Origin of the sequence: Promicromonospora sp. Populi (genome assembly GCF_041081105.1) — a bacterium.
Classification (GTDB): domain Bacteria; phylum Actinomycetota; class Actinomycetes; order Actinomycetales; family Cellulomonadaceae; genus Promicromonospora.
In genome coordinates this window covers 1740398-1753309 of sequence record NZ_CP163528.1, presented here as the reverse complement: position 1 = coordinate 1753309, position 12912 = coordinate 1740398, and the positions used below count along the sequence as shown (strand labels likewise).

The following is a 12912-nucleotide window of genomic DNA, read 5'->3' as shown; positions in this document are numbered from 1 at the left end:
CTGGGTAGACGTCTCTGGGTAGGCGACTCAGCGGAGACGGCGTCGGTTGCCGCCGGTGCCGCGCTCCCGGGACAATGGTCGACATGACAGCGCCCTCGGTACCCGGTCCGGCACGCGCCGTACGCGTCGTCCTTGTGGCGCTCTTCGTCATCGGCCTCGTGCTGCTGGGCGCCGCCGCCTGGGTCGAGAGCCGTTCGACGTCCTATGGCTGGTTCGCGTACGCGCCACTGTCAGAAACGACCTACGTTCCGGCCGGCGCCTATTCGCTCGGCACCGCAGCGCTGCTCGCGGGCGCCGGCACACTTCTCATCGGCGGTGCGATCGGCTTCGTCGTCGGACGGCGCAGCCGGCCTGCCGGGAACGCGCCCGCCGGCGACGAACCTCCGCCTGCCGCGTGAGCGCGCGGTAGGTCCACTGCGACTCAGCGGCTCCCAGCCGTGAGGAACTGGTTGGGCCGCAGGGCGCGGGAGACGATCCGGGTGTCGCCGATCCAGCCGTAGAACCCCTGCCCGTACTGCTCGGCGTACTGGGTGCCGCCGATCGTGAACGGCTTACCGAGCGTGGAGATGCCTCGTGACTCCTCGGCTGCGTTGCGCACGATCTTCGAGCCGTCGACGTACATCACCGTGTGCCGGCCGTCGTTGACGAGCGCGACGTGCATCCAGCGGCCGACCGGGATCGCGTGGCTCCAGGACGTGGGGTCGGCGTCGACCGGCACGGGGTAGACGACGAACTGCAGGAACCGCTCGCCCGACAGGTTCAGGCTGCACGTCGGCTCGTCGTCGGACCAGCCGCTGTGCTTGCCGGCCTCGCCCGCGCGACCCTCCCAGCTGAGGATGCCCATCCAGGCGTGGTCGCCCGCAAACGGCTCGGGCAGCTTGAGGAACGTCTCGATCGTGTAGCCGGACTCGAACTTCGCGCTGTTGATCGGCGAGTCGGGGCCGGTCCGCAGCACGGCACCGCGGTCGGGTCCCTGGCCGCCGTCGAACCTCAGGCTCGCATGGGCCGGCTGGGCGTCATGGTGCTCGGCCGACCAGGTCAGCGCCTCCGCGGCGCTCGCGTGCAAGAGCTCGGAGGTGAGGTCGTTCCCGTTGCCGGTCAGGTCGCGGGCGATCGTGCCCGGCGCCACAGGGGCGCCGTCGGTCCCCGCCATGGCCAGCCCTGCCGTGTCGAACCCTGCGTCGTCGAACCGCCAGTACGCGACGGTGCCGCGCGGCATGACCGCCGACGGCGGACGCGGCGCCGGCTGGAGCGGCGGTGCGAACGCGGCGAACCGCTCGGCGAAGTTGATCTCGACGGTGAACCGGTCGACGTCCCCGCTGAGCTCGACGTGCTCCGCCTCCAGCGCCGTGCGGTCGTCCTTTGCCAGCAGCCACGGCGAGAACGTCTCGACGTCGATCACGCCGCGGGCCAGGTCGAACCCGTAGTACCGCACCATGCCCGCGCCGCCGTAATAACGATCCTGGTAGTTGGTGATGTGCAGGTGCACGGGGTGGCCGGCGTCGTTGGTCAGCGTTGTGCGGCCGGACGGCCAGTAGTGTCCGCCGAGCGCGAGGAAGATCTGGTCGTTGCCCTTGATCAGGCGGTCCCAGAGGCGCTGCCCGTTGTCGGACAGGTGGGCCGCGCCGTCGTCCTTGGCCCAGACGAGGTCGTGGGTCGTCAGGATCGCCGGCAGCGCGGCGTGCTCGTCCAGCACACCCTGCGTCCACGCGAGCCCGGCGTCGGACACCCGCCAGTCCAGCGCCAGGATCAGCCAGTCCAGCCCGCCGCCGGTGACCACGTGGTAGCTGTTGTAGCCGTCGGGGGATGAGCCGCGATAGGTCGCCATCCGGGCGAACCGCTGCGGCCCGAAGGTGCGCAGGTAGGGCGTGTCACCCCGCTGGTCGTCGCCGGAGACGTCGTGGTTGCCGCCCAGCACGCTGTACGGCAGCGGGCCGGCGGCGTCGAACGCGCGGCTCGCCTCCCGCATCTCGGTAGCCGTGCCGTGCTCGGTCACGTCGCCGAGGTGGGCCATGAAGACGATGTTGTCCTGCGCCCGCTCGCGCACCAGGTGGCGCAGCGTCGCGCGCACCGGCTCGGCGTCGGATCCGCCGTCGTCCAGGAGGTACTGGGTGTCGGGCAGGACGGCGATCGTGAAGCGAGCGGCGGCCGTGTCGGGGCGGCCGCCGCTCGTCGCAGCCGACGGGATCGCGGGCGCCGGCATCGCAGCCGCCGACGTTGCAGCCGCCGACGTCGCCCCGACAGCAGCGGAGGCGGCTGACAGGATCGGGACGGACGCGGCTGCCTGGAGCAGGGACCTGCGGGAGAGCTTGTTTTCCACGGTGGCATCGTGGCGGCGCTTGCTGGCGCCAGGGTGACGCGGAGCCGAACGGGGGTTGACGATCAGCTCTGAACGGGAGCGGGCCTCGGGCCGTCGGCGAGCTTGAGCCAGACGACGCCTCCGATGATCACCGCGAGCCAGAATCCCTTGGCGAGATTCAGGGTCTCGTCGAAGAAGACGGGACCGAGGAGAGCCGCTCCGACGGCGCCGATCCCGGCCCAGACGGCGTAACCGATGCTGACGTCGATCCGCTTCAGCGCCACGCTCAGGAAGAACAGCGTGAACAGGAAGAAGACGAGGGCCGCGATCGACCAGGTGAGCCTGGTGAAGCCTTCGCTGCCATTGACGCTGAGGGCGTAGCCGACCTCGAACGCGCCCGCGAGGAGCAGCGCGAGCCAGGCACCCGACTTCGAGCGGGTCGTTGTCGCGCCTGTGGTTGCTGGTACGGAATTCTGCGGGGTGGTCATGGATGTCCTTCCGGCGGGTGGGGGCGGGTGAGGGAGAAGGGCGGGGCGTGCTCAGACGGTTCCGGCGAGGTTGAGGCCGACGACGCCGGCGATGACCGCTCCGATGCCAACGAGCTTTCTCCAGGTCAGGGACTGCGAGAAGAAGAGCGCCCCAACGACGACGATCCCTACGCCTGCGGTGGCGGTCCAGATCGCGTACCCCACCCCGACGTCGAATGTCAGCAGGGCGAGGCTGAGGAAGTAGGTGGCGACTCCTCCGCTGAGGAGGGTGGCGACCGTCCACCAAGGCCTGGTGAATCCAGCGGCCTTTCCGGCGGTGAAGCCGACGGCGACCTCGAAGACGACGGCTATGGCGAGATAGATCCAGCTCACGATGGTTTTCCTCTCGGAAGTGATGAACTCGGAAGGGGTGGACATGTCAGTGCCTGTACATGCAACTACTCGCATCGGGTTCGCCGGCGAGGACGGCGGATACCCCGGGTGCCCCGGGGGGGCGTCAACGTGCGATGAACGCCTGGACCTCGGACATGGCCGGCGCGATCGGGCTCGCGTTCGCCGAGGGTAGATGGGTGTCGACCGTGTCGAGGAGGCTCTGCAGCTGGGCCTCGTACGGTGCGCGGACCTCGCGCAGCACCTCTTCCCCATGGTCTTCGATGACGGCGTAGACGCCTCGGCCGTCGTCGGAGCAGACATCGCGACGTGCGAGCCCCTTCGCCTCAAGGCGACTCACCAGGCGCGTCGTCGAGCTGGGGTTCAGGCCGACCTGCTGAGCAAGGTCGCTGACGCGAAGCTCCTTGTCCGACGCCAGGCTCAGGTGGCCGAGTGCGCGGTACTCGGTGAGCCCGATCCGGTACGAGTCCGCGAGCCACTTGTCGAGGCTCGCGTCGACCGCAGAGGCGAAAGCGGTCACGCGCGACCAGGCCTCACTCACGCTTGGTGCGGTCGTGCGATCTAACTGTGTGCGCATGCAGATAACCTAGCAGACCCGTGTTCGGAAGTGGAGCGTCAAGATCCTGACGACCGGAGCCGCGCGCGAGCTCAGCGCACCAGGCTGTTCCCCTGCATGGCCGCCAGTCGTGACTTCACGCTGAGCAGGGTCTCGATGATGAGATCTTCGCGCCCGTCGCCGAGCCGGCTGATCGGCACGGCGACGCTCATGGCGTCCACGGAGTCGTGGCTCAGCGGGAGCGCGACGCCGAAGCAGCGCACACCCATGCACGACTCCTCGCTCTCGGTGGCATAGCCCTGGTAGGCGGCGCGGTCGATGATCTCGAGCACTGCCTCCTTGTCGGTGGTGGTGTGCGGGGTGATCGCGGTGATCGACTCCGGCACCAGGTCGCGCCGGGCCTCGACCGGCATCTCGGCGAGCAGGGCGCGCCCCAGGGAGGTGGCGTACGCCGGGAGCCGTCGCCCGACGGCGGAGTGCATGCGCAGCGGGTGCACCGACTCACGCTTGGCGGTGTAGATGACGTCGGCGCCGTCGAGCCGGCCGATGTGGACCGTCTCCTCGGTGGCCGCGGCCACCTCGTCGAGCACGGCGCGGGCCCGGGCCAGTGCCGGGTCGCCGTCGAGGTAGGCCGAGCTCACGACCAGCGAGTGGATGCCGAGCTGGTAGACGGTCCCGGTGGGGTCGGTCTGCAGCCAGCCCCGATCGGTCATGGTCCGCAGCAGCGCGTGGAGGCTGCTCTTGGGGATGTTCAGGCGCGTCGAGAGCTGCAGCTGGGTGCCGGGGCCGTTGGCCGCGATGTTGTCCAGCAGGTCCAGGGCACGGGCCGCGGACTTGACCGGTCCGGCGTCGCCGGCGCCGTTCGTCTCCCGCTGGAGCTCCTTCTGAAGCTGCATGAACGCTCTCCTCTGGTCCTTCTGCCGGTCCTTCTGCGGGGCACCTGGTCCTTCTACAGAGCACCGGAACCGCCCCCGGGGTGAATCCGAGCCTACCTTGAGTTCGCATACATGGACAGGTTTCGGCCCCTTGACCCGTGAGCTGGATCACGTCTATCGTCGGTCAAGTTCACATAGACGAACGCAGTTCACAAAATGAGTTCAGAGACGAGCTCACCAAGCGAGCTCACAGACGAGCTCACAGAACGAGGGGCGACCTAGTGATCCAGGTTCGATACTCGACATCTCCGTCCAGTGCGGAGACGGCCACTACTGCGGACCTGCGGGAGAACTTCCTCGTCAGCGACCTCTTCGTGAGCGGCGAGGTCCGGGGCACCTACACGCACGACGACCGGATGGTGATCGGCGGGGCGGTTCCCGGCACCGGCCAGGTCGGCCTGCCGGCCTGGGCCGACGTGCTGGGCACCGAGACCCACCTCGAGGGCCGCGAGCTCGGTGTCATCAACGTCGGCGCCGCCGGCCACGTCGTCGTCGACGGCGAGAAGTTCGAGCTCGAGCACCTCGACGGCCTGTTCGTCGGCCGGGGGAGCGAGGTGTCCTTCGTCGGCGCGGAGGCGGCCTTCTACTTCGTTTCCGCCCCGGCCCACGCGACCTACCCGACCCGAGCGCTCAGCCACAGCGAGGTGGTGCCGGTAGCGCTCGGTTCGCCCGAGGCGGCCAACGAGCGCAACCTCTTCCGCTACGCCTGGGGCGAGGAGCTGGAGACCTCCGTGCTCCAGTTCGGCGTGACCGTCGTGTCCAGGGGTTCCGTCTGGAACACCTTCCCGCCGCACCTGCACAACCGGCGCACCGAGATCTACTGCTACATCGACCTCGACGAGCAGGACCGCGTCTTCCACTTCCTGGGCCAGCCCGGCGCCACCCGCCACCTCGTGCTCCGGAACCGCGAGGCCGTCATCTCCCCGCCGTGGTCGATCCACTCCGGGGCCGGCACCGGTTCGTACGCCTTCATCTGGGCGATGGCCGGTGAGAACAACGCCTACACCGACCTGAGCCCCGTGGCGCTGGAGGACCTGTGACCACCTATCCGGCCCGTTCACCCTTCGACCTGCACGGCAGGTGCGCGGTGGTGACCGGTGCGGGGCGCGGCCTCGGCCAGGCGATCGCGCTCGGCCTCGCCCGATCAGGGGCGGACGTCGTGCTGCTCGGCCGGCCGGGCAACCAGGACGCCACCCGCGACCTGGCCGCCGAGCTCGGGGTCGAGGCCGACGTCGTCGACCTCGACGTGAGCGACCTCGACGCGGTCGAGCGGGTCAGCGCCGAGCTGACCGGCTCGCGTCAGGTCGACATCGTGGTCAACAACGCCGGGATCATCGACCGCGAGGACTCCGTCGCCGTCAGCCGCGACTCCTGGCAGCGGGTGCTCGACGTCAACCTCAACGGCCTCTTCCTCCTCACCCAGCAGCTCGGGCGGCCGATGGTCGAACGAGGCCACGGCAAGATCGTCAACATCGCCAGCCTGCTGTCCTTCCAGGGCGGCGTGCGCGTGGTCTCGTACGCGGCGAGCAAGCACGGCGTCGCCGGCGTGACCAAGGCCCTGGCCAACGAGTGGGGGCCGCACGGCGTCCAGGTCAACGCCATCGCGCCGGGCTACATGGTCACCGACAACACCACCGCGCTCCGCGCCGACGCGGACCGCTCGCGCTCCATCCTCGAACGCATCCCGGCCGGCCGCTGGGGCACCGCCGAGGACATCGCCGGAGCTGCAGTTTTCCTCAGCTCCTCCGCCGCCGACTACGTCAACGGGCACATCCTGGCCGTCGACGGAGGCTGGATGGCCCGCTGACCCGCTCCTCCTACAACCAGTCCGCCGGACACCGGCATCGAACGAGATCGAGGAAGACAATGAAGTTCACCTCTCGAAACACCGCCGCTCGCCACTCTGCCTCTCGATACACGGCCACCGTCCTCGGCGTCGCCCTGGCCGCCGCCACCCTCACGGGCTGCACCGAGACGGCCGCCGGAGGCGACGACGCCGCCGCGGCCGGCGCGTGCGAACCCTCGGACGTCACCCTGGTGGGCCAGGTCCGCAACGAGTCCAACCCCTACGAGGCCTCCTGGCTCGACGGCGGCGACGCCTTCGCCGAGCAGGTCGGCCTCACCCAGGAGCGGCTCACCTACGACGGCGACTCGACGCGGCAGCAGGAGCAGATCAGCCAGCTGCTCGCCGGCGACACCGAGTGCCTGGTGATGAACATCCTGCCCAACGGCGACTCCGACACCCCGCCCATCGTCGAGGGCGCCGAGGAGGCGGGCGCCTACCTCGTCACCCAGTGGAACAAGCCGGCCGACCTCAACGTCACCGACTACGGCTCCTGGCTCTCCCACATCACCTACGACGGCGTGGAATCCGGCAAGCAGATCGGGGATGCGCTCGCCGAGGCGATCGGCGGCTCGGGCGGCGTCATCGCTCTGCAGGGTGTCCTGGACACTGCTGCCGCCAAGGACCGTTTCACCGGGCTCGAGGAGTCGCTGGCGGCCAACCCGGACGTCGAGCTGCTCGACGACCAGACCGCCAACTTCTCCCGCGCGGAGGCCCTGGAGGTGACCAAGACGCTGCTCACCAAGCACGGCGACGACGTCAAGGGCATCTGGGCCGCCAACGACGACATGGCGCTCGGCGCGCTCGAGGCGCTCCAGCAGGCGGGTCGTGACGACGTGGCGGTGGTCGGCATCGACGCAGTCCCGGACGCGCTCACGGCTATCGAGGACGGCACCATGACGGCGACCGTCTCCAGCGACGGCCCGTGGCAGGGCGGCATCGGCCTGGCCATCGGCTACTGCGTGGCCACCGGTGAGCTCTCCGCCGAGGACATCGCCCACGAGGACCGCGCCTGGTTCGCCGAGCAGTTCCTCATCGACCAGGACAACGTGGCCGACTTCGCCAGCCCGGAGACCAGCGAGGCCGACTTCGCCTGCGACAACCTCTTCAGCCGTTCGCAGGGCACCCTTTCGTGACCATGACATCCCCCACTGAGGCTGGCACAGAAGCCGACACCGACGTCGTGCAGACGCAACGCCCCCGGCCTCGGCGGGGGGTGTCGCTCACGGACGCGGGTCCGCCGATCGCCCTGGTCGTCATCTTCGGAGTCTTCGCGGCCGTCAGCCCCGGCTTCCGGACGCTCTCCAACGTGCAGAACATCGCGGACGCCGCGGCGGTCCTCGCCGTGGTGACCTGCGGCATCAGCTTTGTGCTGATGATGGGGTCGATCGACCTCTCCGCCCCGGGGATCATGGGGGCGTCGGCCATCACCGTCGCCCTCCTGGTCGCCAACAACCGCAACGACAACGACCTCGGGCTGCTCGGGGTCGCCGTCGCCGTGCTCCTCGCGGCCGCGCTCGGCTGTCTCAGCGGGATCGCCCTGGTCGTGCTGAAGGTGCCGTCGTTCATGACCACCCTCGGCATCTCCGCGGTGGGACTTGGCGTGGCCACGCTCATGTTCGCCGGCGTGCAGCCCAATGTCTCCGACCCGATGCTGCAGGGCTGGGCGGTCGAGCGGTTCGGTGGCCTGGCGCACCTGACGTGGATCGCGCTGGCCTGCGTGCTCCTGGGCGCTCTGATCCAGCGCTACTCGCGCCTGGGCAGGTACGCCTTCGCGATCGGCGGCGCCGAGGAGGTGCTTGCGCTCTCCGGGGTGCGGGTGGCGCCCTACAAGGTGGCGGTCTTCACGATGGCCGGCGCGTTCTACGGTCTGGCCGGCGTCATGGTGACCAGCCAGCTCGGCGCCGGCCTCGTCCAGGCGGGCCGGGGCTACGACTTCTCCGCCATCACGGCCGCCGTGGTCGGTGGCACGCTGCTCATCGGTGGCCGCGGCGGCATCCTGCACTCCACGGTCGGGGTGCTGCTGGTGACGGTCCTGACCAACGGGCTCGTCCAGGTCGGGGTGAGCCCTTACTGGCAGGGCGGGGTCCAGGGCCTCATCGTCGTCGCGGCGGTCGCGGCCGCCGTCCTCCCACAGCGTCGTAGGAACCAGGTGACCAAATGACCACCAACCTGCAGACCCAGCCCGAGTCCCGGGTGCCCGCACCCGTGCCTGCGCTCGAGGTGCGCGGCCTGGTCAAGAGCTACCCGGGCGTCAAGGCGCTCGACGGCGTCGACCTTGTTGTGCACCAGAACGAGGTGCTGGGCCTGGCCGGCGAGAACGGCGCCGGCAAGTCCACGCTGCTCAAGGCGCTCGTCGGGCTGGTCAAGCCGGACGCCGGCGAGATCTGGGTGCGCGGCGAGAAGGTCCGTCTGCGGAGCATCGTGGAGGCCGCCGACCACGGCATCGGCATGGTGTTCCAGGAGCAGTCGCTCGTGCCCAACCTCACCGCCGCCGAGAACATAGTGCTCGGCAGCGAGGGCCCGGGCGTGCGCCGCGGCATCTACCGCTGGAAGACGATGCGCAGGCTCGCGCAGGAGCAGCTCGACAAGATCGGGTCGCACATCGATCCGCTCGCCCGCACCGACACTCTGACCTTCGCCGACCGGCAGATGGTCGAGATCGCCAAGGTGCTGCGCATCGAGGAGCGCACGTCCCACCCGCCGGTGATCATCCTCGACGAGCCCACCTCGGTGCTGGAGTCGAAGGAGATCGAGACCCTCTTCACCCAGGTGCGTCGGCTCCGCGAGTTCGCGTCCGTCGTTTTTGTCTCGCACCGGCTCGACGAGGTGCTCGACGTCTGCGACCGGGTAGCCGTGCTGCGTGGTGGCCAGTCGGTGGGCGAGGTGCCCGCCGCGGGCGCTGCTCCCGCCGAGCTGCACCGGATGATGATCGGCTCGACCGGGTCCGACGACCACTACCACGGCGGGGCAGGCGAGCGGTCCGGCGAGCGGTCCGGCGAGCGCTCCGACGAGCAGTCCGACGAACCCCGTGAGCCCCGCCTCGTGGTGCGCGGCCTGTCCGGCAAGACCTTCCGCGGCGTCGACCTGGACGTGCACGCCGGCGAGATAGTCGGCATCGTCGGAGTGCACGGCTCCGGCCGCGAGGACGTGTGCCGGGCGCTCTTCGGTGCCGAGCCCACCACCGCCGGCGAGGTGCTGCTCGACGGCCAGAAGCTCGACCTGTCCGGCACCCGCGCGGCGTGCGCCGCCGGCGTCGGCTACGTCCCGGCCGAGCGCAAGACCGAGGGCATGGTCGGTCCGATGTCGGTCGCCGACAACATGACGCTCGCCAAGCAGCAGTCCCGGACTACCGGCCCCCTGGTCCGGCCGCGCAAGCAGGCGACGCTGGTGGACAAGTGGATCGAGCGGCTCTCGATCCGCACCCCGCACCGGGGCACTGCGATCCAGCGCCTGTCGGGCGGCAACCAGCAGAAGGTGGTCCTGGCCCGCTGGCTCGTGGCCGGCGACGTCCGGCTGCTGCTGCTCGACCACCCGACCCGCGGCCTCGACATCGGGGCGCGCTCGGAGGTGTACCGCCTGATGCGTGAGCTTGCGGGCAGCGGCGTGGCCACGGTGCTGCTGGCCGACAGCCTGGAGGAGGCGATCGGCATGTCCGACCGGATCATCGTGATGAGCGACGGCCGTGCGACCACCGAGGTCGCCGCCCCCGCCGGCGGCAAGCCGACTCCGCTCGACCTCGTCAAGGAGATGGTCTGAACATGTCCGCACCCGCCATCGCCAAGCCGGCCCCGAGCCGGCCGCCGAGCCGGCCGCCGAGCTCGCAGCCAAGGCCCGCCCCACCACGGGCCAGCGACTCACGTCGTTCATGCCGGTCATCGCGCTCGTTGTGCTCCTCGCGGCGCTGACCATCGCCGACCCCAGCTTCCTGACCCAGAGCAGCCTCACGGCCGCGGTCCGCACCTCGGCGCCGCTCGTGGTGCTCGCGGCCGGCGCCACCCTGGTGGTCCTGTGCGGTGGCATCGACCTGTCGATCGCCGCGCTCTGCTCGCTGGCCACGGTCTTCTTCGCGCTGTGGCTGCCCGACCTGGGCGGGCTCACCACCCTCGCGATCATCGCGGCCACCGGTGCGATCGGGACGCTGCAGGGCGTCGCCCACGTCATGCTCCGCATCCCGTCGTTCATCGTCACTCTCGGCGGGATGAGCATCTTCGCCGCGGTCGCCCTGGTGATCTCTGAGGCCGGCCCGATCCCGGTGGCCGACCGGGAGGCCACGAACTGGCTCACGCTCTACGTCGGCGGTGTGGTGCCGATGGCGTTTGTCGTCGCCCTGGTTGTCGTCGCCGTCATTTCCCTGGTCCTGAGGCTCACCCCGCTCGGCACCTGGATCCGCGCCACCGGCTACTCGGAGTCGGCGGCCCGGCTGGCGGGCTCGCCGGTCGACCTGGTCAAGGTCGCGGCCTTCACCGTCTCCGGCGCCTGCGCCGGCCTGGCCGCGGTCATGCTCGTCTCCCGGAACTTCAGCGGCAGCCCGACCATGGCCGACAACCTGCTGCTGCCGGCGGTGGCGGCCATAGTGGTGGGCGGCACCGCCATCACCGGCGGTCACGGCTCGCTGTGGCGCAGCCTCGCCGGGGCGCTCGTGGTGACGCTGCTCCGGGTGGGGCTGCCGATCGTCGGCGTCCCGTCGGCCTGGGAGCAGATCCTCTACGGCGCGATCATCGTCGCCGCCGTCGCGCTCACCCTTGACCGATCGAAGGTGCTGATCATCAAGTAGCAGCGGCGCCTGCCCACCACAGCCCACCCCACATCCCGAAGCTCCGAACCCACGGAAGGTTCCCATGTCCGAGAATCCCCAGCTCCTGCCCGCCGTCTCCTCGTTCCTCTCCTCTCCCAAGCAGCTGCTGATCGACGGCGAGTGGGTCGACTCCAAGGACGGCCAGACCTTTGCCACGGTTAATCCAGCGACCGAGGAGGTCCTCGTCCAGGTCGCCCAGGGCTCTGCGGTCGACGCCGACCGGGCGGTCGTGGCCGCCCGGAACGCTTTCGAGACCGGCCCGTGGTCCAAGATGACCCCGCGTGACCGTTCGCACCTGCTGTGGCGCATCGGCGACATGATTGACGAGCGCACCGAGGAGTTCGCGCAGCTCGAGTCGCTGGACAACGGAAAGAGCCTCGCGTCCGCCCGGGGCGACGTCGGCGTGGCCGCCGAGCTGTTCCGCTACTTCGCGGGCTGGGCCACCAAGATGGAGGGCACGACGATCCCGATGTCGGTGCCCGGCCGCGACTTCCACGCCTACACCCGGCGCGAGGCCATCGGCGTCGTCGCCGGCATCGTGCCGTGGAACTTCCCGCTCACGATGGCGGCCTTCAAGATCGTCCCGTCGATCACCGCCGGCAACACTGTTGTGCTCAAGCCCGCCGAGCAGACGCCGCTCACCGCGCTCCGGCTCGGCGAGCTGCTGCTGGAGGCCGGCGTCCCGGCCGGCGTCGTCAACATCCTGCCCGGGTTCGGGGACGCGGGCGCAGCGCTGGTCGACCACGCGGGCGTCGACAAGGTGGCCTTCACCGGCAGCACCGAGGTCGGCAAGAAGATCGCCGCCGGCGCCTCCAAGAACCTGAAGAAGGTGTCGCTGGAGCTCGGCGGCAAGGCGCCCAACATCATCTTCGCCGACGCCGACCTCGACGCCGCGATCGCCGGCGCCGCCCTGGCGGGCTACTTCAACGAGGGCCAGTGCTGCGTCAACGGCTCGCGCCTGTACGTCCAGCGCGAGGTGTTCGACCAGGTGATCGAGGGTGTCGCGGCGGCGGCCAGGGCGATCAAGGTGGGCGACGCCTTCGACCCGGCGACCACCATGGGTCCGCTGGTCTCGCAGGAGCAGCACGAGAAGGTCATGGGTTACGTCCGTGGGGCGGTCGCCGACGGCGCCACGCTCGCCGCGGGCAGCCCGGACCCGGCCGCGGACCGCGGCTACTTCTTCAACCCGACCCTCATCACCGATGTCACCGAGCAGATGGCCGTCCAGACCGACGAGATCTTCGGGCCCGTCATCACCGCCATCCCGTTCGACACCGAGGACGAGGTGGTCACGGCGGCCAACAACACGGTCTACGGCCTGGCCGCCGGCGTCTGGTCGCGCGACCTCAGCACCGCCCACCGGGTCGGGAGCAAGCTGCGGGCCGGCACGGTCTGGCTCAACACCTGGCACGCGGACGACGTCACCCTCCCGCGGGGCGGCTTCAAGCAGTCCGGCTGGGGTCGCGAGCTGGGCTCGTTCGGCCTGGACGACTACACGGAGCTCAAGACCGTGATCGCTGAGCTTCGGTGATCACTGGGCTTCGCTGATCGCCCGGCCCTGCTGCGCGCGCAACGCCGCGCGCGCCGCAGGCGCCTTCCTGTC

The 12912-nt window shown here is 70.1% G+C and carries 13 protein-coding genes; 8 read left to right on the top strand and 5 right to left on the bottom strand.

The annotated features are described in order from the left end of the window. Positions 1–83: 83 nt before the first annotated feature. Positions 84–398: a hypothetical protein gene (locus AB1046_RS07845; protein ID WP_369374037.1), complete on the top strand. Its 315-nt coding sequence runs from the start codon at positions 84–86 to the stop codon at positions 396–398. 23 nt (positions 399–421) lie between these two features. Here the strand turns inward: AB1046_RS07845 and AB1046_RS07840 are convergent, their stop codons facing one another. The 5 genes from AB1046_RS07840 to AB1046_RS07820 all read right to left on the bottom strand — a co-directional run bounded on the left by AB1046_RS07840 (position 422) and on the right by AB1046_RS07820 (position 4629). Continuing rightward, a complete protein-coding gene (locus AB1046_RS07840; protein ID WP_369374035.1) occupies positions 422–2320 on the bottom strand; it encodes a LamG-like jellyroll fold domain-containing protein in 1899 nt (632 codons plus the stop codon). 62 nt (positions 2321–2382) lie between these two features. Further along, positions 2383–2787 carry a multidrug efflux SMR transporter gene (locus AB1046_RS07835; RefSeq protein WP_369374033.1) on the bottom strand — a complete coding sequence of 135 codons (405 nt, stop codon included), beginning with the start codon at positions 2785–2787 and terminating at the stop codon, positions 2383–2385. 51 nt (positions 2788–2838) lie between these two features. Then, positions 2839–3204, bottom strand: a complete 366-nt coding sequence (locus AB1046_RS07830) for a multidrug efflux SMR transporter (RefSeq protein ID WP_369374031.1) — start codon at positions 3202–3204, stop codon at positions 2839–2841. 79 nt (positions 3205–3283) lie between these two features. Then, complete coding sequence (locus tag AB1046_RS07825) at positions 3284–3754, bottom strand: MarR family winged helix-turn-helix transcriptional regulator (RefSeq protein WP_369374029.1); 471 nt, start codon at positions 3752–3754, stop codon at positions 3284–3286. Positions 3755–3825: 71 nt separating this feature from the next. Beyond that, positions 3826–4629, bottom strand: a complete 804-nt coding sequence (locus AB1046_RS07820; RefSeq protein WP_369374027.1) for an IclR family transcriptional regulator — start codon at positions 4627–4629, stop codon at positions 3826–3828. Positions 4630–4889: 260 nt separating this feature from the next. Here AB1046_RS07820 and kduI point away from each other — a divergent pair, with 260 nt between their 5' ends. The 7 genes from kduI (at position 4890) to AB1046_RS07785 (ending at position 12840) form a co-directional block, all read left to right on the top strand. Beyond that, positions 4890–5708 (top strand): 5-dehydro-4-deoxy-D-glucuronate isomerase, encoded by an 819-nt coding sequence (gene kduI / locus AB1046_RS07815; protein WP_369374025.1) that lies wholly within the window; start codon positions 4890–4892, stop codon positions 5706–5708. After that, the gene (gene kduD / locus AB1046_RS07810; RefSeq protein ID WP_369374023.1) at positions 5705–6475 is read left to right on the top strand and encodes a 2-dehydro-3-deoxy-D-gluconate 5-dehydrogenase KduD; all 771 of its coding nucleotides are present in this window, start codon (positions 5705–5707) and stop codon (positions 6473–6475) included. Before kduI ends, kduD begins: the two co-directional genes overlap by 4 nt. A gap of 59 nt (positions 6476–6534) precedes the next feature. Then, positions 6535–7647, top strand: coding sequence for a sugar ABC transporter substrate-binding protein (locus tag AB1046_RS07805; protein WP_369374021.1), 1113 nt, complete (start codon positions 6535–6537; stop codon positions 7645–7647). A gap of 2 nt (positions 7648–7649) precedes the next feature. Continuing rightward, positions 7650–8675, top strand: a complete 1026-nt coding sequence (locus AB1046_RS07800; protein ID WP_369374019.1) for an ABC transporter permease — start codon at positions 7650–7652, stop codon at positions 8673–8675. Continuing rightward, positions 8672–10270: a sugar ABC transporter ATP-binding protein gene (locus tag AB1046_RS07795; protein ID WP_369374017.1), complete on the top strand. Its 1599-nt coding sequence runs from the start codon at positions 8672–8674 to the stop codon at positions 10268–10270. The genes AB1046_RS07800 and AB1046_RS07795 overlap by 4 nt, the downstream gene beginning before the upstream one ends. A 109-nt stretch (positions 10271–10379) precedes the next feature. Next, positions 10380–11288 carry an ABC transporter permease gene (locus tag AB1046_RS07790; RefSeq protein WP_369374015.1) on the top strand — a complete coding sequence of 303 codons (909 nt, stop codon included), beginning with the start codon at positions 10380–10382 and terminating at the stop codon, positions 11286–11288. Between the two features lie 64 nt (positions 11289–11352). Beyond that, positions 11353–12840, top strand: coding sequence for an aldehyde dehydrogenase family protein (locus AB1046_RS07785; RefSeq protein WP_369374013.1), 1488 nt, complete (start codon positions 11353–11355; stop codon positions 12838–12840). Positions 12841–12912: the final 72 nt, after the last annotated feature.

Bases quoted from the DNA above. Each gene is read 5' to 3' on its own strand.
- AB1046_RS07805 (WP_369374021.1), top strand. From the start codon at position 6,535: ATGAAGTTCACCTCTCGAAACACCGCCGCTCGCCACTCTGCCTCTCGA.
- AB1046_RS07845 (WP_369374037.1), top strand. From the start codon at position 84: ATGACAGCGCCCTCGGTACCCGGTCCGGCACGCGCCGTACGCGTCGTC.
- AB1046_RS07785 (WP_369374013.1), top strand. From the start codon at position 11,353: ATGTCCGAGAATCCCCAGCTCCTGCCCGCCGTCTCCTCGTTCCTCTCC.
- AB1046_RS07835 (WP_369374033.1), bottom strand. From the start codon at position 2,787: ATGACCACCCCGCAGAATTCCGTACCAGCAACCACAGGCGCGACAACG.
- AB1046_RS07825 (WP_369374029.1), bottom strand. From the start codon at position 3,754: ATGCGCACACAGTTAGATCGCACGACCGCACCAAGCGTGAGTGAGGCC.
- AB1046_RS07800 (WP_369374019.1), top strand. From the start codon at position 7,650: ATGACATCCCCCACTGAGGCTGGCACAGAAGCCGACACCGACGTCGTG.
- AB1046_RS07790 (WP_369374015.1), top strand. From the start codon at position 10,380: ATGCCGGTCATCGCGCTCGTTGTGCTCCTCGCGGCGCTGACCATCGCC.
- AB1046_RS07795 (WP_369374017.1), top strand. From the start codon at position 8,672: ATGACCACCAACCTGCAGACCCAGCCCGAGTCCCGGGTGCCCGCACCC.
- AB1046_RS07830 (WP_369374031.1), bottom strand. From the start codon at position 3,204: ATGTCCACCCCTTCCGAGTTCATCACTTCCGAGAGGAAAACCATCGTG.
- AB1046_RS07820 (WP_369374027.1), bottom strand. From the start codon at position 4,629: ATGCAGCTTCAGAAGGAGCTCCAGCGGGAGACGAACGGCGCCGGCGAC.